Below are 23547 nucleotides of genomic sequence, written 5' to 3' on the forward strand. Positions count from 1 at the left end.
CTTCCGCCCCACCTGCCCCGGGCACCGGCCGATGCCGCCGCGATGGACCCGGCATCCCCCGCACGTCAATGAAGCGGTCATGGGGCCGTACGGGATCGTAACCGCCAGCGATCGCCCGGCAGGTTGAAGCGGACGACGACCTCACCCCGTTCCACCGGGTTGAACACCTGTCGCTGATGATTCCGGCGGTGAAGGGCAAGGTCGCCCCGCGTGGCGATCGGCCGACGCGTCATGTGGTCGGGATAGGCAAGGGCCAGGGCACCCGGCCGAAAAGCGACCAGCGGCAAAACCGACGAGGCAGGATCAGCGTGGCCAGGCGCAACCAAACCGGCGCGGCGGATCGCGGCCGTTGGCGAGGTGGCCGGGAAAGAAAATCAACCGGACGCTACAGACCCGTGTCGCCGGGCTCACCGGCACTCCGCCCCCGGCCATTGCTCGACCGCCAGCCGCCGGCGAGGCCATTCGCTCGCATCCGGTGTCCGCCGGACATCCGGGTCTCGTCGAGAACGCCCCCCGCCTCGACGGGCAGACAGTCGCGGAGATTGCACTCGGCATCACGCGCAGGATCGCAAGGGTCCGTGATCACCGCGGAGGATCAGCCTCGTCCCGGCATCCCCGCACCACGCAGGGAGCCCGGGAGGCCGCGCCCGTCGCACCTCCCCAGCCGAAACGTCCGGCGAGACTGCTCAGCGGCGGCCGGAGGCCCAGGTCACCAGTTCGATCAGCACCTGGTCGGAAGCTTCGTCCAGCGCCCGTGTCGCTTCTGGCCCGCTGGTGCCGGCGGCCGGTGCGCGGCCGGTGAACACCCGCGCCGCGACGATGCGGCCACTGGTGCCTGCGACGATGCGGGCGGAGATCTCCACCACCGCCTCGACGCCGTCATGGGTCCGCAGCCCGAAGGAGCGGATGTCGGTGAGCAGCTGGTAATCGGCGGAGACGCCGTCGCCGGCCCGCACCACCCAGCGCCCGCCGGCGCCATTCTCGAAGGTCTCGATCAGCCGCGCCTGCAGCAGCGCCGGCAGCCGGTCGCTCCACTGCGCGTCGCCGAGATAGGTGATCTGCCCCGGACGCGGCTCGACGACGATCTGCTGGGTGTCCAGCACCTGCAGCGCCGCCGGCGTGCTCACCGCCAGCACGCCCGGCATCGAGCGCGGCGCGGTGAAGCCGCTCGGCGCCGACAGGTCGAAGGTCGGGATCGGCTTGCTGCCGAGCAGCGAGGCGCAACCGCCCAGCGCCAGCGAGACGGCCAACGCCGCCGCGACGCCGCCCAGTCGGCGGCGCCGTCCGTTCAGAACTCCCACGCCCAGGTCCCCACCCGTTCTTGATTCACGCCCAGCCATCATTACCGTCCTGTGTAGCTGGGAACCGACGACCCGCCAAAGATGAACTGGCGGGGGTTGCGTTCGAGATTGCGGAAAACCCGTTCGATCTCGGAGAGCGTGCGGCGCCCGTCGGCGGCCAGCGCCTCGTACTGCCTCAGGCCCGGACCGGTGAACTGGTTGAGGTTCTTGGTCAGCTCGGCGGTCCGCACATCGAGATTGGCCGCCAGCTTGCGCACCTCGGCGGCGGCGGCGGTGATCTCGGTGAACATGCCCTGTCCGTCCTTGCCGGTGGTCAGCCCGTTCACATTGTCGAGGATGCTGTCGACCTTGTCGGACATAGTGCCGAGACGCGCGGTGAACGCGTTGATGTCGTTCACCGTCGCGCGCACCTTCTCCGGGTCGACCGCCTGCACCGTCTTGTCGAGACTGGCCGCCAGCACGTCGATCCGCCGCGCCGCGGCGCCGACATCGGTGATCAGCCCGTTAATGTTCTCGGCATTGCTGCCGAGCACGGTGGTGAACTTGTCGACATTGTCGATCACCGTGCCGATCTTGCCCTCATTGGCGCGCAGGAGGTCATCGACCCGGCGCACCACGTCGTCGACCCGGCCCATGATCTGCTTGGCGCCCTGCACCAGATCTTGCATCGCGCTGGCATCGGCCTCGATGCGCGGCAGCTGGCCCTCTTCCGGCTCGCGCAGCGGCTGGGCGTTCGGCTGGCCGCCGACGAGACCCACCGAGGCGAGGCCGGTCAGCACCTGCGCGTTCAATTGGGCGCGGGTGTCGCTCTTCACCGGCGTCGAGGGCTGCACCGCGATGGTCGCGACCACCCGGCGCGGATCCTGAGCGTCCAGCCGTAGCCCCGTCACGTCGCCGACCGGGATGCCGTTGAAGGTGACGCCGGAGCCGGTCTGCAACCCGCTCACCGCGCCGTTGAACACCACGTCGTAGAAGGTGCGCGGCCCGCGCGAGGCCGAGCCGTTGAACCACCAGACGAAGGCGAAGCCCGCCGCGACGACCAGAAGGGTAAACAGGCCGATGATCGTATAATTGGCACGTGTTTCCATCGTCCGGTCTACCGTCCTTCGTCATGGCCGGCGCCGCGGCCGTCCTGAGGGCCGATACCGGCCGCCCGCGCCCGCTTGCCGTGGAAATAGGCGTGCACCCAGGGATGATCGGATTTCAGCATCGCCTCGATCGGTCCCACCGCGATCACCTTGCCATCGGCAAGGGCGGCGATTCGGTCGCAGACGCTGTGCAGGCTGTCGAGATCGTGCGTTACCATGAATACGGTCAGCCCCAAAGTCTGCTGCAGCGTGGCGATCAGGTCGTCGAATTCGCCGGCGCCGATCGGGTCGAGACCCGAGGTCGGCTCGTCGAGAAACAGGATTTCCGGATCGAGCGCCAGCGCCCTCGCCAGCGCCACGCGCTTGATCATGCCGCCGGAAAGCTCGGACGGCATCTTCTCCAGCACGTCGGGCGGCAGCCCCACCATCTCAACCTTGGCGAGCGCCACCTCGTCCATCAGCCGCTGCGACATGGTGAGGAATTCGCGCATCGGGAACTGGATGTTCTGCTTCACCGTCAGCGAGGAGAACAGCGCCCCCTGCTGGAACAGCACGCCCCAACGCTGCTCCAGCTTGCGGCGGCCCTCGAAGTCGAGCGCGTCGAGGTCCTGGCCGAACACCTCGACCGTGCCGGACACTTTCGGCACCAGGCCGAGAATGGTGCGGGTCAGCACCGACTTGCCGCCGCCCGAGGCGCCGACGAAGCCGAGGATCTCGCCGCGCCGCACGTCGAGCGACAGGCCCTTCAGGATCTTGCGATCGCCGAACGCGACCACCAGGTCGCTGACATGGATGATCGCCTCGTCGGTCGGTTCGGCTTGCGGATGGCTGAGGTCGGCATCGAGTTGCATCGCCGGCCCCTACATGTCGATCGCGGCGAAGAACATGGCGAACAGGCCATCCACCACGATCACCAGGAAGATCGCCTTCACCACCGAGGCGGTGGTGTGTGTACCCAGCGATTCCGACGAACCGCCGACCCGCATGCCCTCCATGCAGGCGATCAGGCCGATGATCGCCGCCATGAACGGCGCCTTGATCATCCCGACCTCGAAGGTGTTCAGCGAGATCGCCTCGCGCAGCCGGTTGATGAAGATCTCCGGCGAGATGCCGCCATAGAGCCAAGTCACCAGCCCGCCGCCGAACAGCGCGCACATCGAACCGATGAAGGTGAGCAGCGGCACCGCGATGACCAGCGCCACCAGGCGCGGCAGCACCAGCACTTCGTTAGGATCGAAGCCCATCACCCGCAGCGCGTCGACCTCCTCGCGCATCCGCATCGCGCCGAGCTCGGCGGTGAAGGCGCTGCCCGAGCGGCCGGCCACCATGATCGAGACGATCAGCACGCCGAGCTCGCGCAAAGTGAGGATGCCGACCATGTCGACCACATAGGTGGTCGCGCCGAAGCGGCGGAAATGGAAGATGCCCTGCTGGGCGATGATGCAGCCGATCAGGAACGTCATCAGCGCGACGATCGGCACCGCGCGCAGGCCGGTACGCTCCAGATGGAAGACCATCGAGGTCCAGCGGAAGGTCTGCGGCCGCAGCAGCACCCGCAGGAACGCCGCCGTCACCGCCCCGATGAAGGAGAGGAACAGCATCGCGTCCTTGCCGGTCTCCACCACCGTGCGGCCGATGACGTCGAGGCCGCCGGCGATCGCGTTGAGGTGGTGACGTGGCGGCGGCACCTCGTGGCAGCCTTGCGTGATCTCGTTCAGCAGCGGCTGGAAGCGGCGTTCGAGGCCGACGACGCTGACCTTCGCCCCGGCTTCGCCGAAGCGGCGCACCAGCCGGTCCACCATCACCGCGCCGACCGTGTCGACGCGGCGCACGCCGGAAAGGTCGAGCCGCGCCGTCTCGGTCGCGCCGGTCCCGGCCTCGGCCAGCGCCGCGTCCACCGCCCCTTCCAGGGCAGCGCTCTGCGTGGCGACCCAGCGGCCGTTCCCGACGACCACCAGCTCACGCCCGTTGCGGGCCGTGGCGAGCAGCGGCGCTTCAGCAGCTCCCAATTCCGGCTCCCTCATTCCACGCGGCGCAAGCAAAACGGCGACGGCGAATCCGGACCGCAGCCTCGGAATCCCATGTAACCTCTTATCCGCGCAGCGGTCCCGCTGTCGAGGGTGCGGGCGTCGGCACCCACCCAATAGAGGTATTAAAATACGCCCACCTATTGGTCGGCCGATCACTGTGCTTTCCCTGTGACGCCCTGGCGCCACATTTACCGGCACACTTGTCGCCTCGCTTCACCCCGTACGGATTCGCGCCCGTCTCCTCCCGTTCACCTCCCCTATCGGTCCATGCCCCAGCTCATCATCCGCGCCGAACGCTTCCCCATTGCCGGCCGCTTCACCATCGCCCGCGGCTCCAAGACCGAGGCGGCCGTCGTCGTGGCCGAGTTGCATGACGGCCCGCATGTCGGGCGCGGCGAATGTGTGCCCTATCCGCGCTATGGCGAAAGCGTCGAGGCGACCGTCGCGACGCTGGAAGCGCTCGTCGACGCCGTCGCCGCCGGCCTCGACCGCGCCGCGCTGCAGGAAAAACTGCCGCCGGGCGCCGCCCGCAACGCGCTCGACTGCGCCCTGTGGGATCTCGAGGCCAAGCAGAGCGGCCGCCGGGCCTTCGAGCTCGCCGGCCTGCCGGAACCGCGCCCGGCCGTCACCGCCTACACGATCAGCCTCGACACGCCCAAGGCGATGGCGGAAGCCGCCCGCCTCGCCGACCGGCCGCTGCTCAAGCTCAAGCTCGGCGCGCCCGGCGATGCCGAACGGCTGGCCGCCATCCGCGCCGCGGTGCCCGCGAGCGAACTGATCGTCGACGCCAATGAAGGCTGGCGCGCCGAGGACCTGCCAGCGCATTTTGCCGCCTGCGCCGCCGCCGGCGTCACGCTGATCGAGCAGCCGCTGCCGGCCGGCGCCGACGCCGCGCTCTCCGAGATCGCCCGGCCGGTACCGGTCTGCGCCGATGAGAGCGTGCATGGCCGCGACAGCCTCGCCGGGCTGGTCGGCCGCTACGACGCGATCAACGTCAAGCTCGACAAGACCGGCGGGCTGACCGAGGCGCTCGCTTTGGCACGGGAGGCCCGCGCCGCCGGGCTCGACATCATGGTCGGCTGCATGGTGGCGACCTCGCTCGCCATGGCACCGGCCCTGCTGGTCGCCGGCCTCGCGCGCATCGTCGATCTCGACGGGCCGCTGCTGCTCGCCCGCGACCGCGAGCCGTCCCTGCGCTACGAAGGCAGCGTCGTCCATCCGCCGCAGCCGGAACTCTGGGGCTGAACGGCCCCCGCCGGCTCACCCCGGCTCGCGCTCCCGCAGGCGGTGGGTGATCAGTGCCAGCACGGCACCCGCCGCCCCCAGCCCCGCCGACAGGAAGAAGGTGCCCGCGCCGATCCGGCCCCATAGCGGCCCGGCCACCAGCGTGCACAGCGCCACGCCGATGGTCACGCCCCAGGTCGCCAGCGCCTGCAGGCTGGCGCCGCGGCCGGCCGGCGCGTGGCGCGCCACCAGTTCCACCATGCCGAGATAGGTGCAGGCGAAGGTGCCGGCATGCAGCGTCTGCAACAGCGGCAGCAGCGCCGCCGGCGGATCGAGCCCCATGGCGGCGAAGCGGATGACGGCGCAGATCCCGCCCAGCGCGATCAGCAGCGGCGGCCCCAGCCGGCGCGTCAGCCGGGTGCCGACATGGAACAGCGCCACCTCGGCCGCCACTCCCACCGCCCACAGCGCGCCGATGGCGCCGCCGCTCAGCCCCTTGGCCTGCCAGTGCAGCGAGGAGAAGGCGTAGAGCACGCCATGCGAGCCCTGCACCAGCGCCGCCGCGCCGAGGCCGACCAGCAGCACCGCCGGGATGCGCCCGCCGACGGCCTCGCTTCTGGCGCTCGGCGCCGACGCCTCCTCCAGCGGCAGCGCCAGCAGGGCACAGGCGAGGCACCCCGCCACGATCAACCAGAGCACGCCGTCACCGGGAAACGCGCCGAGCACAGCTCCGCCGGCGATGCTGCCGCCAATGAAGCTGACCGAGCCCCACAGCCGGGTGCGGCCATAGTCGAGCCCGATGGCGCGCCGCCGCGCCACCGTATAGGCATCGAGCACCGGCAGCGTCGGCTGCCAGAACACCGAGGCGAGGCCGAGCGCCGCCAGCATCGTCCACGGACCCGGCGCCGCCAGCACGGCGAGGAAGCACAGCGCCGAGGCAAGCGAATACAGGATCACCGTCAGCCGTGGCCGCCCGGTGCGGTCGGCGACGAGGCCGCCCAGCGGCTGGGTGCACAGCCGCGCCAGCAACGGTACCGACAGCGCCACCGCGATGAACGCCGCGTCATAGCCGCGCCCGGCCAGCCAGACCGGGAAGAACGGCAGGTAGATGCCGATGCCGAAGAACAGCCCGACATAGACGCTGGCGATGATATGGCGCTGGGCGATCACGGACGGCACGACGCGCGGGAAAACGACTCGCGCGGGATGCGCGACCGGTGCTGCGATAGCACCGCCCGCCGCCGCTGCGAACGGCCGAGTTGCCGCTACGGCCTATTTGCCGCCCTCGCCCCACCAGGCGTGGAAATGATGCACCGGCCCGTGGCCGCGCCCGATCTCCAGCCGGTCGGCGGCGCCGATGGCGCGGGTGAGGTAGGCCTTGGCCGCCTCGACGGCCGGGCGCAGCACCAGCCCGCGCGCAAGCCCGGCGGCGATGGCGGAGGACAGCGTGCAGCCGGTGCCGTGCGTGTTGCGGGTGGCGAGGCGCGGGGCCGACAATTCCATGAAGCCCTCGTCGTCGAGCAGCACGTCGACGCTGTCCGGTCCCTCGCCATGGCCGCCCTTGATCAGCACCGCGCGGGCGCCGAGCGCGCGCAGCTTCTCCGCCTGGCGGCGCGTGGCGGCAATATCGGCCGCCGCCGCCTCGTCGAGCAGCGCCGCCGCCTCGGGCAAATTGGGGGTGATCAACAGCGCACGCGGCAGCAGCTGGCGGCGCAGGCTGTCAATCGCCTCGGGCACCAGCAGCCGGTCGCCGGAGGCGGCGATCATCACCGGATCGAGCACCACCGCGGCGAGGCGATGCCGGTCGAGCCCGGCCGCCACCGCCTCGATCGCCTCCGGGCGCGAGAGCATGCCGATCTTCACCGCATCGACTTTGAGATCGGAGAACACCGAGTCCATCTGCGCGGCGATGAAGGCCGGCGGCACGTCGTGGATGCCGGTCACGCCGAGCGTGTTCTGCGCCGTCAGGGCGGTGATGACACTGGCGCCGTAGACGCCGAGCGCGGAGAAGGTCTTCAGATCGGCCTGGATTCCGGCGCCGCCGCCGGAATCCGATCCGGCGATGGTCACCGCGATCGCGGTCTTGGTATCGGCGGTGGTCGTCTGCTCGCTCATCGGCGCCTCCTGGCCGGTGAAGGCCGGGCGCGTCCGTGGCGGGGCGCGGGCGCCCCGTTGCGCGCGACCCGTTTCCTCCGCCGGCATGACCCGGATCAGGTTCGTGGGTTGGCGCCGGCACGAACCGGCTTCGCCTCTCAGCCCCGCAGCACAGCCACGGGACACCCCAACGCGATCGTCGCCAATGAGTTAAGCGATGCACGCGCCCGGCGCAAGGCACGCGTGGCGGTGGATCTGGCCCCGCATCCGGCCGCGCGTCGCGCGCCGCATGTCGGTGCTCCGGGGGTTGCGCCGGCCGTGGCCTTCTGGTCCTGTGGCGGCACTCGTTCAGGCTACCGGAATCCCGCCATGGTCCCCTTCTTCATGCAGATCAAATGTCATCTCGGCCGCTCCTACGAGGTGGCGAACGCCATCGCCGACGCCGAGATCGCGTCGGAGGTCTATTCGACCGCGGGGGACTTCGACCTGCTGGTGAAGTTCTACGTGCCGACGGAAACCGATATCGGCCATTTCGTGAACCAGCGCGTGCAGGTGATCCCCGGCATCCAGGACACCCGCACCATCATCACCTTCAAGGCGTTCTGAGGCGGACCGCCCAGCGGCCCGCAAACTATCTTAAGTCGCCGGGCCGCCCGGCGGACCGGCGGCGGCATCCTCTTCGCGGGCCCGGTTCGGCCGGCGCTCGCGCAGGATGACGAACAGCCCGGCGCCGATGACGATCAACGCTCCGGCCACCACCAGCAGCGGCGGCATCTCGCCGAACAGCAGGAAGCCGAGCAGCAGCGACCACAGCATCGCCGAATAGTTGAACGGCGCCACCACGGAAGCCGGCGCGAAGCGGTAGCTCTCGGTGAGCAGAATCTGCCCCACCCCACCGAACAGGCCGATGGCGACCAGCAGCACGGCATCGCCCCAGCCCGGCAGCACCCAGCCCCAGGCGGCGGTGGCGAGGCCGGCGACGGCCGCCAGCGACTGGAAATAGAACACGATCGCCGCCGTGGTCTCGCTGGCGGTCAGGCGCCGCACCTGCACCATGGCGCCGGCGGTGCAGAAGGCGCCGACCAGCGCGCAGGTGGCGCCGATGGCGCTCTCGCGCGTCTCGAAGCCGCCATTCATATGCGGCCACAGCATCACCACCACGCCGCCGAGGCCGACCGCGACCGCCGCCCAGCGATAGAGCTGCACCCGCTCGCGCAGCATCACCGCCGCCAGCGCCACGGTGATCAGCGGAGCCGTGAAGCCGATGGCCGTGGCGTCGGCGAGCGGCAGGAAGGCCAGCGCCGAGAACGACAGGCTCATGGCGATCACGCCGATGATGCCGCGCAGCACATGCCCGAGCGGGTTGGCGGTGCGCACCGCCGCGCTGATCTCGTTGCGCAGGGTGAGCAGCGCCAGCAGCGGAAACAGCGCGAAGAACGAACGCGCGAACACCACCTCACCGGTCGGAATCCGTTCCGAGACGATGCGGACCATGGCGGCCATGATGGTGAAGACGAAGGTCGCGCCGATCTGCAGCGCGATCCCCTTGAGCGCATTCATGCGCGCCATGGAGCATGAGTCCCGCCCTGCGGCAAGATGATCTTCCGCAGGGCGGGAATGCGTTCAGGGAAAGGGATTTCCGCCTGCCAACGCGATACCGCCGAATACGATTACCGCCGCCAGCAGGAGGCAGCCCAGCGCCGCCAGGATCGAGCCCGGCGTTGCCGCCGCGCGGTCGGCATAGGCGCGGGTCGGCTTGCGGCCGGTCACCATCGCCTTGACGAGATTATCGCCGCCGAACAGCGAGTAAGCGAGGTTGGCCACCACATGCAGGCCGATCAGCCCCAGCAGGATCGGATAGATCTGCTGGTGCAGCTTGGAGCCCAGCGAGATCGCCTCCGAGCTCGCCGCCGCCACCATCGGCCCGTCGACCATGATGTCGTCGGTGGTGTAGAGCCCTGCCACCGCCTGCGCCGCCACCGCCGCCAAAAGGGCGATGGTCATCCATCCCCCCAGCGGGTTGTGGCCGAGATAGGCGACCTTGCGGCCTGTCACCAGCCCGCGCAGATAGGCGAGAGCCGAGAACGGCCCGCGCAGGAAGCCGGTGAAGCGCGCGGTGCTGCCACCGACCAGTCCCCACAGCAGCCGGAACACCAGCACGGTGAGGATGGCGAGGCCGTTCCACATGTGCCAGACCAGCCCGACATCGCCGTAATATTTGCTGGCGAAGGCGAGTCCGACCAGCGCCGCCAGCGACCATTTCGCCAGCCGCGTCGGCAGGTCCCAGGCCAGCACGGTGGCTGGCCCGGTATCCGCGCCCGACCGCAGATCGACCCGAGCGATCCCGGCCTCGCTCATATCGGCCTGGCTCATCGGTCAGCTCTTGGCGCGGAAGGTCTGGTGGCAGGTGCCGCAGGTGCGGACCACGTCGGGGAAATTCGCCTTGAAGCTCGCCTCGTCGGTGATCGCCGCCTTGGCGGCGGTAGCGTCGGCGCCGAACTTGACGAACAGCGCCTTGAACTCGGCGTTCTGCGTCCACACCGCCGGCAGCGCCTCGGTCTTGCCACCGCCCGAGCCCTCGGGGAACAGCGCCGGCAGGGTGGCGGCGTGCTTGGCATAGCTGTCGAGAGCCGTCTGCACCGTGGCGAGGTCGAAGGGCTGGCTGCCCTTCAGCATCGCGCCGACCGGGCGCGTCACCTGCCCCCACTCCTTCATCAGCTTCTCGCGCTCGGCAATCGGATCCTGGGCGAGGACACTGGTGGCGGCGACGACGGAAATCGCGGCGGCGACGGCAAAGGCCGCCTTACGGCTCATCATGAATGCGCTCCCTGCAAAACCGGGCGAAATGGGTATCCCGGCGCGCGCCAGATTAGTGGCGCTCCAATCTGCTGCAACGCAATACAAGGTGCATCGCGCGCTCGTGATCGCCGGAGATCCGGCACTACCCGTAGCCGGCTACAGCAAAACAGGTTTCCACCGGCCGTGATTTACCTAATATTTCCAGTCGAGGACGTGACGTAGCGTTATCGCGCCTCCCCATGGGAAACGCCGACCAAAAGAAAGTGGAATCATGTCCGTACGCACCGTTCTCCTCCATGCCGCCCCCGACAGCGGCTTCGACGACCGGCTCGCCTGCGCCGTGGCGCTGGCCAAACAGTCCGGCGCCCGGCTGGTGGCGCTCTACACGCTGTATCCGGCCGGCGTGCCGCGCGTGGGGCGCGCGCTGTCGATCTATGTGAACGAGCTGAAGCGTGAGGCGCGCGAGAAGGAGGCCGAGACCCGCGCCCGCTTCGACGCCGCGATCGCCGCGGCCGGTATCGCCGCCGACTGGAGCGTGGTGGATGGCGAGGTGACCGCCGAGCTGCGCAAGGCCTCCGATTTCGCCGATGTCACCGTGGTCAGCGAGACCGTGTCCGGCACCAGCGACGACGAGCTCGCCGCCATCCTGCCCGAGCATCTCGCCCTCACCTCTTCCGGCCCCGTGCTGGTGGTGCCCACCGCCAAGAAGGTGCCGGCCCGCATCGGCCGCGTGGTGGTGGCGTGGAAGTCCTCGCGCGAGGCCGGCCACGCGGTGCGCCTCGCCTTGCCGCTGCTGAAGTCCGCCGACCAGGTGCTGGTGCTGACGGTCAGCGAGGATGGCGGGGCGCCCCCGGAGAGCGGCGCGCAGCTCACCGGCTTCCTCAAGGCGCACGGCGTCAATGCCGAGCACAAGCATGTGGAAGGCGACCCGACCAAGGCGATCACGACGGAAAGCGCGGCCTTCGGCGCCGACCTCCTGGTGATGGGCGCCTATAGCCGGGCGCGCCTGACCGAGCTGGTGCTGGGCGGCGTCACCGCCTCGCTGATCGCCAATCCGCCGCTGCCGCTGCTCTGCGCGCATTGACGGCGACCGGACGGCGCAAGGCCGCCCGATATCGCGAAGTGGCCGGGCGCCCCGCGCCCGGCTGGCCGCCTCATCCCTCGAAGGGCACGACCTTCTGGCGCTGCTCGCCCAGCCCCTCGATGCCGAGGGTCATCACGTCGCCCGCCTTCAGATAGAGCGGCGGCTTCATGCCGAGCCCGACGCCCGGCGGCGTACCGGTGATGATCACGTCGCCGACGTCGAGCACCATGAACTGGCTGATATAGGACACCAGGAAGTCGACGCTGAAGATCATCGTGGCGGTGGAGCCGCGCTGGCGTCGCTCGCCGTTCACGTCGCACCACATGGCGAGCTTGCCGACGTCGTCGATCTCGTCCGGCGTCGCGAGGAACGGCCCGAGCGGCCCGAAGGTCTCGCAGCTCTTGCCCTTGATCCACTGGCCGCCGCGCTCGATCTGGAAGGCGCGCTCGGAGACGTCGTTGGCGAGGCAGAAGCCGGCGATATGCGCCCGCGCGTCCTTCTCCTCGACATAGCGGGCGCGCGTGCCGATGACGATGCCGAGCTCCACTTCCCAGTCGAGCTTGGTCGAGCCCTTGGGCTGGATCACGTCGTCATTCGGCCCGACGATGCAGTTCGGCGCCTTGGAGAACAGCACCGGCTCGGACGGGATAGCCATGCCGGATTCCTCGGCATGGTCGGCATAGTTGAGCCCGACCGCCACGAAATGGCCGGGACACGCCACGCAGGCGCCGAGCCGCACACCGGGCGCCGCCGCCGGCAGCGAGGCCGGCTCGATCGCGCGCAGCTGCGCCAGCCCCTCGGGGGACAGGGCCGCCCCGCCAATATCCGCTACGATCCCGCTCAGGTGCGCACCACGTCGTTGGCGTCGAGCAGGCCGGGCTTCTCCTCTCCGGGAGCGCCGAAACGCACCAGTCTCATTCCGTCATCCTCATATTGATCGGGCGGGCGCGGATCATCGTCCCGCCGCCGGTGCGAGGCAACCCGCGTCGTCATGTCGATTCACACGTCGATTCCGGGTTGCGGCGCGGCCTCCGCGCCACTAGCTCTGGCGACGCCCGCCACCGGGCGACGTGCAGGCGGTGATCCTTGTGAACGTGCCGATCCTCTCGCTCATCCTGTTCGGCCTCGCTGGCGGCATCACGCCCGGCCCGAACAACATGATCTCCGCTGGCACCGGCGCCGCCTTCGGCTTCCGCCGCACCCTGCCGCAGATCTTCGGCGTCGCCATCGGCTTCGCCATCATGGTGGTGGCGGTCGGGCTGGGGCTCGGCGGGCTGTTCGTCGCCGTGCCGCAGTTGCACTGGCTGTTGAAGCTGGTCGGCGGCGCCTATCTGCTGTTCCTCGCCTGGAAGATCGCCAGCGCAGCCGGCGGCATGGGCGCCACCGCCATCGAGCGGCCGCCGACCCTCCTGCAATCGGCACTGTTCCAGTGGGTGAATCCCAAGGCCTGGGCCTTCGCGCTCAGCGTCATCCCGGCCTTCACCACGCCGGGCGGCGATCTCATCGGCGAGGTACTGCTGATCGCCGGGGTGCTCGGCCTGCTCAGCCTGCCCTGCCTCGCGGTCTGGGCCGGCTTCGGCGTGCTGATCGGCCGCCTGCTCTCCACTCCGCGCCAGCATCGCATCCTCAACATCGTCATGGGCGCACTGGTAGCGCTGAGCGTCGTCACGCTGTTCGCCTGATTCCGCACTGCGGCATAACTGTCATAAAAGCGTGATCCGAGTCGGGCTATCTGCCGCCATGACCCTATGGAAGCGCCGGACCGTTCTGCCGTGGCGCGTTGACGGGGAGGTCCCTCGCGGTGAATGACGCACCCGACGCGCGGCACTACCGCTCGATCTTCCTGTCGGATGTCCATCTCGGCACCAAGGGCTGCCAGGCGGACATGCTGCTGGATTTCCTGCGCTGGCACGAGGCCGACACCATCTATCTCGTCGGCGACATCGTCGATGGCTGGCGGCTGCGCTCGGGCTGGTACTGGCCGCAGGCGCATAACGACGTGGTGCAGAAGCTGCTGCGCAAGGGCCGCAAGGGCGCGCGCATCGTCTATCTGCCGGGCAATCACGACGAGTTCCTCCGCGACTATTACGGCAGCCATTTCGGCGGCATCGAAGTGGTGGAGACGGCCATCCACGAGGCGGCCGACGGTCGGCGCTTCCTCGTCATCCATGGCGACGTGTTCGACGTCGTGGTGCGTCATGCCAAGTGGCTCGCCTTCCTCGGCGACGGCGCCTACACCGCCGCGCTCGGCGTCAACACCTACCTCAACTGGATCCGCCGCAAGCTCGGCTTCCCCTACTGGTCGCTCAGCCAGTGGGCCAAGCTGAAGGTGAAGAACGCGGTGAGCTTCATCGGCCGCTTCGAGGAAGCGGTGGCCAACGAGGCGCGCCGGCACAAGGTGGACGGCGTCATCTGCGGCCACATCCACCACGCGGTGATGCATGACCGCTTCGGCGTCGACTATCTGAATTGCGGCGACTGGGTGGAGAGTTGCACCGCCATCGTCGAACATCCCGACGGGCGCTTCGAGATGATAGACTGGGCCCGCCGCTCCCGCGAAGGGATCGATGTGCCGCTTGCGCTCCCCGCTCCGAAAGTCGCCGCCTGATGCACATCCTCATCGCCTCCGATGCCTGGGCGCCGCAGGTGAACGGCGTGGTTCGCTCGCTCGAGCACACCGCCCGCGAGGCCTCAGCCTTCGGCGCGCGCGTCTCCTTCCTGACGCCGCAGGATTTCCGCACCGTGCCGATGCCGACCTATCCCGAGGTGCGGCTGGCGCTCGCCACCCGCGCCATGGTGGCCCGGCGCATGGACGACATCGGCGCCGATTTCGTGCACATCGCCACCGAGGGGCCGATCGGCGTGCTGGCCCGCCGCGTCTGCCTGTCGCGCGGCCAGGTATTCACCACCAGCTACCACACCCGGTTCCCGGAATATCTCGCAGCCCGCGCCCCGGTGCCGCGCGCGCTGTCCTATGCCTGGCTGCGGCGCTTCCACAATGCCGGCGCCGGCATCATGGTCGCCACCGCCACCATCGAGGCGGAATTGAAGAAGCGCGGCTTCCTGCGGCTGATGCACTGGTCGCGCGGTGTCGACTCCGAATTGTTCCGCCCGCGCGACGAGGCCGAGCGCGCCGCCGACCGGCTCATCGACCCGCTGCTCGACCTGCCCCGCCCGATCTTCCTCTATGTCGGCCGGGTGGCGGTGGAGAAGAACATCGGCGCCTTCCTCGACCTCGACCTGCCCGGCAGCAAGCTGGTGGTCGGCGACGGCCCGGCCCGCGCCGAATTGCAGGCGAAGCATCCCGAGGCCCGCTTCCTCGGCCTGCGCGAGGGCGAGGCGCTCGCCCGCGCCTATGCGGCGGCGGACGTCTTCATGTTCCCGAGCCTAACCGACACCTTCGGCATCGTACTCCTGGAAGCCCTCGCCAGCGGCCTGCCGGTCGCCGCCTTCCCGGTCGCCGGCCCGCTGGACGTCATCGGCTCGGCACCGGCCGATGCGCCGGTCGGCGTGCTCGACCACGATCTGCGCCGCGCCGCCCTCGCCGCGCTTGAGATCGGCCGCGACGCGCCGCGCGCCTTCGCGCTGCGCCACAGCTGGCGCGCCTGCACAAGGCAGTTCCTCGACAATGTCGAACAGGCGCAGACCAGCGCCGAACGCGCCCGCGCGCTCGCCGGCTGATCGGCTGGTTCGTTGGGTCTTCCTCGCCCGGTTTTGCTTCCGGAGCCTCGCCGAGAGTCCTCATCCCAACAGAACGCCCTCATCCTGAGGTGCCCGCCGTCAGGCGGTCCTCGAAGGATGGTCGTCAGTGGCGCTTTACCGAGCCTCCTTCGAAACTCGGTATCGCTCGCACCTCGGGATGAGGTGGCTCTAGAGACCAGCCATCGAAATCGACGCACCCTGTGAGGCCTCCCGTCGGTCCGCCTTGCGTGCCGCTCAGGCCCGCTGACCCGCCGCGAAGTCGAGGCAGCGCTCGAACATGGCAGCATCGACATTGCCGCCGGACAGCACCACCGCCGCCACCTTGCCGGTGAGGTCGAGCTTGCCGGCCAGCACCGCGGCCAGCGCCACCGCTCCGCCCGGTTCCACCACCAGCTTCAGCTCCTCGAAGGCGAAGGCGACCGCGCGCATCACCTCCTCGTCGGTGGCGGAGACGCCCTCGCCCGCCAGCTGCGAGGAGATCTGGAAGGTCAGCTGCCCCGGCGTCGACGCCAGCAGCGCGTCGCAGATCGAGCCGGAGACGCGGTTGTTGCGCTCGCGCCCGCCGGAGCGGAACGAGCGCGCATGATCGTCGAAGCCGGCCGGCTCGGCGGTCAGCACCCGCGCATCGGGGAACATCTCCTTCACCGCCAGCGCGATGCCGGACACCAGCCCGCCGCCCGACGCGTTGGAGATCACCACATCCGGCGCGAGGTCGCGCCCCGACAGGTCGCGCACGATCTCAAGCCCCACCGTGCCCTGCCCGGCGATGATGTAGAAATCGTCATAGGGCGGCACAAACACCGCGCCGCGCTTGGCGGCGATGGCGTTGGCGATGGCATCGCGATCCTCGGTCTCACGGTCGTACTCCACCACCTCGGCGCCGAAGGCGATGGTGCGCGCCTTCTTCATCGCCGGCGCGTCCTTCGGCATCACGATCACCGAGGGCATGCCCATCAGCGTCGCCGCCGCCGCCACGCCCTGCGCGTGGTTGCCGGAGGAGCAGGCGACCACGCCGCCGATCTTCTGGCTCTCCGGCAGGCGGGAGATGCGGTTATAGGCGCCACGGAACTTGAACGAGCCGGTGCGCTGCAACGGCTCGGCCTTGAGGAACACCCGCCCGCCGGTGAGCGCGTCGAGACGCGGCGAATTCAGCAGGGGGGTACGCACCGCCACGCCGTGCAGGCGGTCGGCGGCGGAAACGACATCGTCGAAATTGGGGAGGAGAGGCTCGGTCATGCCGGCAATCTAGCGCCGGCGGAACGATTCCGCACGACCCTTGTCGTTGCACCATCGGGTGAGCACAACATTGTTCGTGGCCGCCGCACCGGACGCCCCGGCGCTTGCGCCCATGGGGGGCGGCACCCTAAAATTCGCCTTCATCGAGGAAGGAGACAGCATGTCCGGCCGCACGCGCAGCATGGATCGTGGCGGCATGGAAGCCGGCGCCCTGGCCATCACCGGCCAGCTCGGCCGCACCATCCAGCGGCTGCGCAAGACCTACAATTTGTCGCTTTCCGAACTTTCCGAGCAGTCGGGCGTGGCGAAGTCGATCATCAGCCAGATCGAGCGCAACGAGACCAACCCGACGCTCGCCACCGTCTGGCGGCTGTCGCAGGCGCTGGACGTCTCCATCGAGCGCTTCCTCGCCGCCACCGATGACGAGCCCTTCGTCGAGCACCTCACCCGTGCCGACACGCCGATCCTCGTCTCCGAGGACGGCAAGTGCCGCCTCACCATCACCGGCTGGATCAAGACGGTGGAATGGCTGCAATGGTTCGACTTCGTCGCCGAGCCCGGCGGCGAGTTGGTGTCGGACGGCCACCAGCGCGGCTCCATCGAATGCCTGTCGGTGCTGTCCGGCGAGCTGGAGGTGGAATGCGCCGACACTACCGAGCTCGCCCGCGCCGGCGAGACGCTGCGCTATCGCTGCGACCGCCGCCACGTCATCCGCAACACCGGCACCCAGACGGCGCACGCCACCATGGTCTGCCTGCTGAAGGCCGCCGTGCTGGACTGAGCCGCACCGGCCAGCCGGCCAGCCGCCACATGAAAAAGGCCCCGCTGCCATCGGCAGCGGGGCCTTTTCTCTTGGGGGGCGTGCGGCCTAGTGGGCGCCGCTCGCCACGGCCTTTTCCTCATTCTTCCGGGCCCGGCGCTTCTCGCCGAAGCTCGCCAGCCAGCGGCACACCACATAGAAGGTCGGGGTGAACAGCAGGCCGAAGAAGGTCACGCCGATCATGCCGGAGAACACCGCCGTGCCCAGCGCCTGGCGCAGTTCCGAGCCGGCGCCGGTGGCGATCACCAGCGGCACCACGCCGAGGATGAAGGCCAGCGAGGTCATGATGATCGGGCGCAAGCGCAGCTGAGCCGCCTGGGTCGCCGCCTCGAAGCGGTTCGAGCCCTGGTCTTCCAGCTGCTTGGCGAACTCCACGATCAGGATCGCGTTCTTCGCCGCGAGACCGATCAGCACGATGAAGCCCACCTGGCTCAGGATGTTGTTGTCCTGGCCGCGCAGCAGAATGCCCGTCACCGCCGCGATCAGACACATCGGCACGATGAGGATGACCGCCAGTGGTAGTGTCAGGCTTTCATATTGTGCCGCCAGCACCAGGAAGACGAACACCACGCCGAGCCCGAAGGCGAAGATCGCCGTGTTGCCCGCCCGCTGCTGCTGGAAGGCCAGCGTCGTCCACTCATAGGAGAAACCGTCCGGCAGCGTCTCGGCGGCGATCTGCTGCATCAGCTGGATCGCCTGGCCCTGCGAGATGCCGGCGACGTCGCCGTCGAGCTCGGCCGCCGGATAGAGGTTGTAGCGCGGCACGCGGAAGGGGCCGGAAATGTCGCGCACCGTCGCGAAGGAGCCGAACGGCACCGTCTCGCCGCTGGCGTTCTTCACCCGCAGCCTCAAAAGGTCTTCCGGCGTCAGGCGGAAGGGCGCATCGGCCTGCGCCTGCACGCGGTAGGTACGGCCGAACAGGTTGAAGTCGTTGACATAGGTCGAGCCGATATAGGTCTGCAGCGTCGAGAAGGCGTCGGCCATGTTGATGCCGAGCAGTTGCGCCTTGGTGCGGTCGATGTCGAGGAACAGCTGCGGCGTCGAGGTCTCGAACAGCGAGTAGACCTGCTTGAGACCCGGCGTCTGGTTGGCCCGGCCCATCATGGCGTAGACCGCACCCTGCAGCGCCTCGTAGCCGCGCCCGCCGCGATCCTCGATCATCATCCGGTAGCCGCCGGCATTGCCGATGCCGTTCACCGGCGGCGGCTGCACAACGATCATGAACGCTTCCTGTATCGAGGCGAGCTTGCCGAACAGGGCGCCCTGGATCGCCGTCGCCGACTGCTCGGGATGCTTGGCACGCTCATCGGCCGGGCCGAGGATGACAAACATGGCGCCGGCATTCGGCGCGTTGGTAAAGGTGGCGCCGGAGAAGCCGACGATGTTCACCACATGGGCGACGCCCGGCGTCGCCAGCACCTTCTGCGCCGCCTGCGTCATCACCTCGTTGGTGCGCGAGAGCGCGGCGCCGCCCGGCAGTTGCGAGGCGACGATCAGGTAGCCGCGGTCCTGCGCCGGGATGAAGCCCTGCGGCGTCGAGCGGAACAGTTCGAGGCCGCCGGCGAGGACGGCGACATAGACGATCAGCACCACCACGGCGAGCCGCACCAGCTTGCTGGTGAGCCAGCCATAGCCGCGCGACAGACCGTTGAAGCCCTTGTTGAAGTAGTGGAAGAAGCCGGTGATCGGCCGGGCGTACCAGGCCGGCTTGTAGTCGGGATCGTGCGACTTCAGGAGCAGCGCGCACATCGCCGGCGACAGCGTCAGCGACACCAGCAGCGAGATCAGCGTCGAGCCCGCGATGGTCAGCGCGAACTGGCGGTAGAACTCGCCGGAAATGCCGGTGATGAAGGCCGAGGGAATGAACACCGAGGCCAGCACCAGCGAGATCGCCACCAGCGCACCGCCCACCTCGTCCATGGTCTTGTAGGCGGCGTCGCGTGGGGAAAGTCCCGTCGAGATATTATGCTCGACGCTTTCCACCACCACGATGGCGTCGTCCACCACGATGCCGATGGCCAGCACGAGGCCGAACAGCGACAGATTGTTCAGCGAGAAGCCGAACAGACTCATGATGAAGAAGGTGCCGATCAGCGACACGGGAATGGCGAGGATCGGGATGATCGCCGCCCGCCAGGATTGCAGGAACAGCACCACCACGATGACGACCAGGATGATCGCCTCGAAGATGGTGTGTTCCACCGCCTTCACCGATTCGGCGATGAACTGCGTCGGGTTGTAGGCGGTCGAATAGGCGACGCCGGCCGGGAAGCTCTGGGCGATGCGCTTGATTTCCGCCTCGATCGCCTGGCCGGTGGACAGCGCGTTGGAGCCGGGCAGCTGGAAGATGCCGAGCGCTACCGAGGGCTTGGAATCGAAGTAGGAGATCGAGGAATTGTCCTGTCCCTCGATGTCGATGCGCGCCACGTCGCGCAGCCGCACCACCGCATTGCCGGACTGGCGGACCACGATGTTACCGAACTCCTCCGGCGTCGACAGGCGGCCGAGCGTGCGCACCGCCACCTGGAAGGCGAGCTGCTTGTCCACCGGCGGCGCGTTCAGCACGCCGGAAGCGACCTGCACGTTCTGCGCCTGCAGCGCGGCGGTGATGTCGGTCGGGGCGAGCCCCAGCGCCTGCAGCTTCTGCGGGTCGAGCCAGACCTGCATCGCATAGTCGCGCGAGCCGAACACGGTGATCGAGCCGACGCCCGGCACGCGCTGTAGCTGGTCCTTGATCTGCAGGTTGGCGTAGTTGGAGATGAATAGGCTGTCGCGCGAGTCATCCGGCGAGAACAGGCTCACCACCATCAGGATGTCCGGCGAGGACTTGGCGACGGTGACGCCGATCTGCTGCACTTCCTGCGGCAGGCGCGGCGTGGCGACCGCGACGCGGTTCTGCACCTGCACCTGCGCGATATCGAGGTCGGTGCCGATGTCGAAGGTCACCGCGATGGAGAAGCGGCCATCGGCGGTGGAGTTGGAGGAGACGTAGAGCATCCCCTCCACGCCGTTGATCTGCTGCTCGATCGGCGAGACCACGGTATCGGCCACCGTCTCGGCCGAGGCGCCGGGGAACTGGCCGGTGACGTTCACCACCGGCGGGGCGATGTCGGGATATTGCGCGACGGGAAGCGAGATATAGGCGACCGCGCCGAGGATCATCACCACGATGGAAACCACCGAGGCGAAGATCGGGCGATCGATGAAGAAGTGCGAGAATTTCATGATCGGGGCTCCCGCGCTCAGTTGGCGGGCTTGGCGGCGGTGCCTTCGCCTGCCGGGGCGGCGGCCGCCGGCTTGGGCTCTTCCGGCTTGCCGACCACCTTGGCGCCGGGACGGATGCGCACCAGCCCGTTGACCACCACGAGATCGTCCTTGTTGAGGCCCGAGGTGATCACGCGCAGCCCGTCTTCCTGACGGCCGAGGGTGACGTATTTGATCTGCGGCACCTGCGGCTCGCTGCCCGGCTGCATCACATAGACGAACTTGCGGGTCTGCTCGGTGCCGATGGCGACGTCCGGCACCAGCACCGCGTCATGCGGCGCCGAGGCGGGCACGCGGATGCGACCGAACATGCCCGGCGTGAAGCTGCCATCGGGATTGGCGAACACCGCGCGGCCGCGGATCGTGCCCGTGCTTTCGCTGATGGCGTTGTCGACGAAGTTCATCTCGCCCTTGTGTGGGAAGCCGGTCTCGTTGATGAGGCCGAGGCTCACCGGAATGGGCGTGATCGAGCCGTACTGGCGGCTGATCTTATCCATCTGCTGGTAGCGGATGTAGGAAGCTTCGTCGAAGGTGAACTCGAAATAGATGGGGTCGGTCGACACGATCGTCGCGAGCAGCGTGTTGGTGTTGACGCCGCCCGTGCCGCCAGTCACCAGATTGCCCACGGAGGCCCGGCGGTCGCCGATGCGCCCGGTAACCGGCGAGCGCAGTTCGGTGAATTCGAGGTCGAGCTGGGCCGCGTGAACCGCCGCCTGCGCCGCCGCCGCCGCGGCACGGGCCGAACGCTCGGTCTGCTGACGCTGGTCGAAGGTCTGCCGGGAGATGGCGGTCGAGGTCTTGTCCTCGATCAGCGTCTGCGCGCGCTGCAGGTCGGAGGCGGCGAAGTCGACATCGGCCTGCGCCTTCTGCAGGTTCGCGTTCGCCTGATCGAGCGCCACCTGATACGGCCGGCGGTCGATGGTGAACAGCAAGTCGCCCTTCTTCACCATCTGGCCGTCGGTGAAGTTGATGTTGTCGAGATAGCCCGAAACCCGCGCGAAGACCTGGACGAGGTCGATCGCGGTGAAGCGCCCGACATATTCGTCATAGTCGGTGATCTGCTTCACCTGCGGCTTGGCGACCGTCACCGGCGCCGCCGGCGGCGCGCTCCCCTGCGGCTTCTGCTCCGAGCAGGCGGCGAGGCCGAGCCCGAGGCCGGCGAGGACGAAAACGGGGGCAAAGCGGCGAAGCGCAGGAAACGTCATGAGTTCGACTCCGGAACGTGCAATCTCCGACGCGCGCAACAAACACGTCGGGCCGTCCGATAGGGCCGCCATCCCTCATCGACCGGCATTCTGGCTAGGCTGGTACCACAGTTTTGCTGCACTGCGTAAGCAATAAAAATCGATCCTATCGAATTCGCCGGTCACGGTTTCAACAGCATTTTCAGCCGTCGCCGTCCCACCAGAACTCCGACCAGCACCACATAGGCGGCGCCGGCCACCGCAACGCACAGCGCCAGCATCGCCTCGTCGTGCAGGCCCGGAAGCGTGGCGATCAGCGGCTGGCCGAACCGCGTGGTGACGTAGAGTACCGCTGCGACGCCAAGCCCGATCGCGGCGAGACGCGGCAGCAGCGCGAGCAGCGCCCTATCGCCGCAGCCATAGCCACGGCGCAGCGCGAAGCCGATCAGCACGACGAGGCTGATCCAGCCGCCGACCGAGGTGGCGAAGGCGAGGCCCACCTGCGCGAAGTCGTGCATCAGCCACACCTTCAGCGCGATGTTCACCGCCGCCGCACCCAGCGTGGCGATCACCGGCGTGCGGGTATCGCCGCGGGCATAGAACGGCGCCATGAAGGCGCGCAGCACCACGAAGGGAATGAGGCCGATCGTGTAGGCCGCCAGCGTCTGCGCCGCCGCCCGCGCCGCCTCGCCGGTGAAGGCGCCGCGCAGGAACAGCCCGCGCATGATCTGCTCGGGCACGACGAGGCAGGCGGCGAGGAACGGCAGGGCGAGCAATATGGTCAGTTCCACCGCCCGTGCCTGCGCGTGCCGCGCGCCCTCCTCGTCGCCGGCGGCGAGGCGGCGCGACATCTCCGGCAGCAGCACGATGCCAGCGGCGATGCCGATCACCCCGATGGGGAGCTGGTTGATGCGGTCGGCATAGAACAGCGCCGCGATCGCCCCCTGCGGCAGGAAGGAGGCGATCAGCGTGTCGGCGAAGATGGCGAGCTGCACGCCGGCGGCCCCGAGGATCGCTGGCCCCAGCGCGACGAGGAAGCGCCGGGTTTCGGGATCGAGGCGCGGCCATTCGAATCGCGGCCCCAGCCCGTGCCGCTCGGCATCGAACACCAAGAGCCCCACCTGCAGAAAGCCGGAGATCAGCACACCCCAGGCCGCCGCGTCGCCGGCGGTCGGGAACCAGCCGGCGACGCTGAGCGTGCCAACCATCGCGACATTGAGCAGGATCGAGGCCGCCGCCGCCGCCCAGAAGCGCTCATTGGCGTTCAGCACGCCGCCGACCAGCGTCACCACCGCGATCAGCCCGAGATAGGGGAAGGTGATGCGGGTATAGCCGACCGTCAGCTGGAAGCGCTCCGGGTCGCCGGCGAGGCCGGGCGCCAGCGTCGCCACCACCAGCGGCGTGGCGATGAGCGCGAAGACGAGAAAGGCGAGTTGCACCACCACCACGCCCGAGAGCACGCCATCGGCGAAGCGCGCCGCCTTGGCGTCGCCCTCCTGCGTCTTCACCCGCGCATAGGCGGGGATGAAGGCGGTGTTGAAGGCGCCCTCGGCGAAGATGGCGCGAAAATGGTTGGGCAGGCGGAAGGCGATGTAGAAGGCGTCCGCCACCGGACCGGCGCCGAGCACCGCCGCCATCATGATGTCGCGCGCGAAGCCGGTAAGCCGGGACAGCAGCGTCCAGCCGCCGACCGAGAAGATGCTGCGAATCATGGAATGTCC

Annotated in this window: 20 protein-coding genes, 1 pseudogene and 1 riboswitch; of the genes and pseudogenes, 7 read left to right on the top strand and 14 right to left on the bottom strand. The window is 68.9% G+C overall.

Annotated elements, in window-relative coordinates; genetic code table 11:
* Positions 1-686: 686 nt before the first annotated feature.
* Genes LGR54_RS16705 through LGR54_RS16720 form a run of 4 tightly spaced genes read right to left on the bottom strand, consistent with a single transcriptional unit; the run spans position 687 to position 4398 of the window.
* On the bottom strand, positions 687-1301 hold the full coding sequence (locus tag LGR54_RS16705) for an ABC-type transport auxiliary lipoprotein family protein (protein ID WP_230363109.1): 615 nt from the start codon (positions 1299-1301) through the stop codon (positions 687-689).
* A gap of 41 nt (positions 1302-1342) precedes the next feature.
* On the bottom strand, positions 1343-2389 hold the full coding sequence (locus LGR54_RS16710; RefSeq protein ID WP_230363110.1) for an MlaD family protein: 1047 nt from the start codon (positions 2387-2389) through the stop codon (positions 1343-1345).
* Between the two features lie 8 nt (positions 2390-2397).
* The gene (locus LGR54_RS16715; protein WP_230363111.1) at positions 2398-3240 is read right to left on the bottom strand and encodes an ABC transporter ATP-binding protein; all 843 of its coding nucleotides are present in this window, start codon (positions 3238-3240) and stop codon (positions 2398-2400) included.
* Positions 3241-3249: 9 nt separating this feature from the next.
* Positions 3250-4398, bottom strand: coding sequence for an MlaE family lipid ABC transporter permease subunit (locus tag LGR54_RS16720; RefSeq protein WP_230363112.1), 1149 nt, complete (start codon positions 4396-4398; stop codon positions 3250-3252).
* Positions 4399-4686: 288 nt separating this feature from the next.
* Here LGR54_RS16720 and dgcA point away from each other — a divergent pair, with 288 nt between their 5' ends.
* The gene (gene dgcA, locus LGR54_RS16725) at positions 4687-5664 is read left to right on the top strand and encodes an N-acetyl-D-Glu racemase DgcA (RefSeq protein WP_230363113.1); all 978 of its coding nucleotides are present in this window, start codon (positions 4687-4689) and stop codon (positions 5662-5664) included.
* Positions 5665-5679: 15 nt separating this feature from the next.
* Here the strand turns inward: dgcA and LGR54_RS16730 are convergent, their stop codons facing one another.
* Together LGR54_RS16730 and thiD are read right to left on the bottom strand one after the other, a co-directional pair.
* Positions 5680-6813: an MFS transporter gene (locus LGR54_RS16730; protein ID WP_230363114.1), complete on the bottom strand. Its 1134-nt coding sequence runs from the start codon at positions 6811-6813 to the stop codon at positions 5680-5682.
* Positions 6814-6915: 102 nt separating this feature from the next.
* The gene (gene thiD / locus LGR54_RS16735; protein ID WP_230363115.1) at positions 6916-7758 is read right to left on the bottom strand and encodes a bifunctional hydroxymethylpyrimidine kinase/phosphomethylpyrimidine kinase; all 843 of its coding nucleotides are present in this window, start codon (positions 7756-7758) and stop codon (positions 6916-6918) included.
* Between the two features lie 55 nt (positions 7759-7813).
* Positions 7814-7937: riboswitch (TPP riboswitch) on the bottom strand.
* Between the two features lie 169 nt (positions 7938-8106).
* Between thiD and LGR54_RS16740 the strand changes: the two genes are divergently transcribed.
* Complete coding sequence (locus tag LGR54_RS16740; RefSeq protein ID WP_230363116.1) at positions 8107-8343, top strand: Lrp/AsnC family transcriptional regulator; 237 nt, start codon at positions 8107-8109, stop codon at positions 8341-8343.
* Between the two features lie 30 nt (positions 8344-8373).
* Here LGR54_RS16740 and LGR54_RS16745 read toward each other — a convergent pair whose 3' ends face one another.
* The 3 genes from LGR54_RS16745 to LGR54_RS16755 are packed head-to-tail and all read right to left on the bottom strand — an operon-like array spanning position 8374 to position 10554.
* Positions 8374-9306: a DMT family transporter gene (locus tag LGR54_RS16745; protein WP_370638218.1), complete on the bottom strand. Its 933-nt coding sequence runs from the start codon at positions 9304-9306 to the stop codon at positions 8374-8376.
* A gap of 54 nt (positions 9307-9360) precedes the next feature.
* Positions 9361-10110: a cytochrome b/b6 domain-containing protein gene (locus LGR54_RS16750; RefSeq protein ID WP_230363117.1), complete on the bottom strand. Its 750-nt coding sequence runs from the start codon at positions 10108-10110 to the stop codon at positions 9361-9363.
* A gap of 3 nt (positions 10111-10113) precedes the next feature.
* On the bottom strand, positions 10114-10554 hold the full coding sequence (locus LGR54_RS16755; protein ID WP_230363118.1) for a cytochrome c: 441 nt from the start codon (positions 10552-10554) through the stop codon (positions 10114-10116).
* A gap of 253 nt (positions 10555-10807) precedes the next feature.
* Between LGR54_RS16755 and LGR54_RS16760 the strand changes: the two genes are divergently transcribed.
* Positions 10808-11620, top strand: a complete 813-nt coding sequence (locus tag LGR54_RS16760; protein WP_230363119.1) for a universal stress protein — start codon at positions 10808-10810, stop codon at positions 11618-11620.
* A 70-nt stretch (positions 11621-11690) separates the two neighbouring features.
* Here the strand turns inward: LGR54_RS16760 and LGR54_RS16765 are convergent.
* Positions 11691-12538: pseudogene (locus LGR54_RS16765) on the bottom strand (fumarylacetoacetate hydrolase family protein).
* A gap of 161 nt (positions 12539-12699) precedes the next feature.
* Here LGR54_RS16765 and LGR54_RS16770 point away from each other — a divergent pair.
* From LGR54_RS16770 to LGR54_RS16780, 3 genes are all read left to right on the top strand, one after another.
* Positions 12700-13302, top strand: a complete 603-nt coding sequence (locus LGR54_RS16770) for a LysE family translocator (RefSeq protein ID WP_230363120.1) — start codon at positions 12700-12702, stop codon at positions 13300-13302.
* A gap of 119 nt (positions 13303-13421) precedes the next feature.
* Positions 13422-14228, top strand: a complete 807-nt coding sequence (locus LGR54_RS16775) for a UDP-2,3-diacylglucosamine diphosphatase (RefSeq protein ID WP_230363121.1) — start codon at positions 13422-13424, stop codon at positions 14226-14228.
* Positions 14228-15301, top strand: a complete 1074-nt coding sequence (locus LGR54_RS16780) for a glycosyltransferase family 1 protein (protein ID WP_304512005.1) — start codon at positions 14228-14230, stop codon at positions 15299-15301. Before LGR54_RS16775 ends, LGR54_RS16780 begins: the two co-directional genes overlap by 1 nt.
* A 255-nt stretch (positions 15302-15556) precedes the next feature.
* Here the strand turns inward: LGR54_RS16780 and LGR54_RS16785 are convergent, their stop codons facing one another.
* Positions 15557-16558, bottom strand: coding sequence for a threonine/serine dehydratase (locus tag LGR54_RS16785; protein WP_230363122.1), 1002 nt, complete (start codon positions 16556-16558; stop codon positions 15557-15559).
* A gap of 160 nt (positions 16559-16718) precedes the next feature.
* On the opposite strand from LGR54_RS16785, the gene LGR54_RS16790 reads away from it, so the two are divergent.
* The gene (locus tag LGR54_RS16790; RefSeq protein ID WP_214010451.1) at positions 16719-17339 is read left to right on the top strand and encodes a helix-turn-helix domain-containing protein; all 621 of its coding nucleotides are present in this window, start codon (positions 16719-16721) and stop codon (positions 17337-17339) included.
* An 87-nt stretch (positions 17340-17426) separates the two neighbouring features.
* On the opposite strand, the gene LGR54_RS16795 is transcribed toward LGR54_RS16790, so the two are convergent.
* The 3 genes from LGR54_RS16795 to murJ all read right to left on the bottom strand — a co-directional run bounded on the left by LGR54_RS16795 (position 17427) and on the right by murJ (position 23538).
* A complete protein-coding gene (locus tag LGR54_RS16795; protein ID WP_230363123.1) occupies positions 17427-20603 on the bottom strand; it encodes an efflux RND transporter permease subunit in 3177 nt (1058 codons plus the stop codon).
* A gap of 17 nt (positions 20604-20620) precedes the next feature.
* The gene (locus LGR54_RS16800; protein ID WP_230363124.1) at positions 20621-21847 is read right to left on the bottom strand and encodes an efflux RND transporter periplasmic adaptor subunit; all 1227 of its coding nucleotides are present in this window, start codon (positions 21845-21847) and stop codon (positions 20621-20623) included.
* 161 nt (positions 21848-22008) lie between these two features.
* Entirely contained in the window at positions 22009-23538 is a 1530-nt protein-coding gene (murJ, locus tag LGR54_RS16805) for a murein biosynthesis integral membrane protein MurJ (protein WP_230363125.1), read from the bottom strand.
* Positions 23539-23547 lie beyond the last annotated feature (9 nt).

Origin of the sequence: Ancylobacter sp. Lp-2 (genome assembly GCF_020523795.1) — a bacterium.
GTDB lineage: Bacteria > Pseudomonadota > Alphaproteobacteria > Rhizobiales > Xanthobacteraceae > Ancylobacter.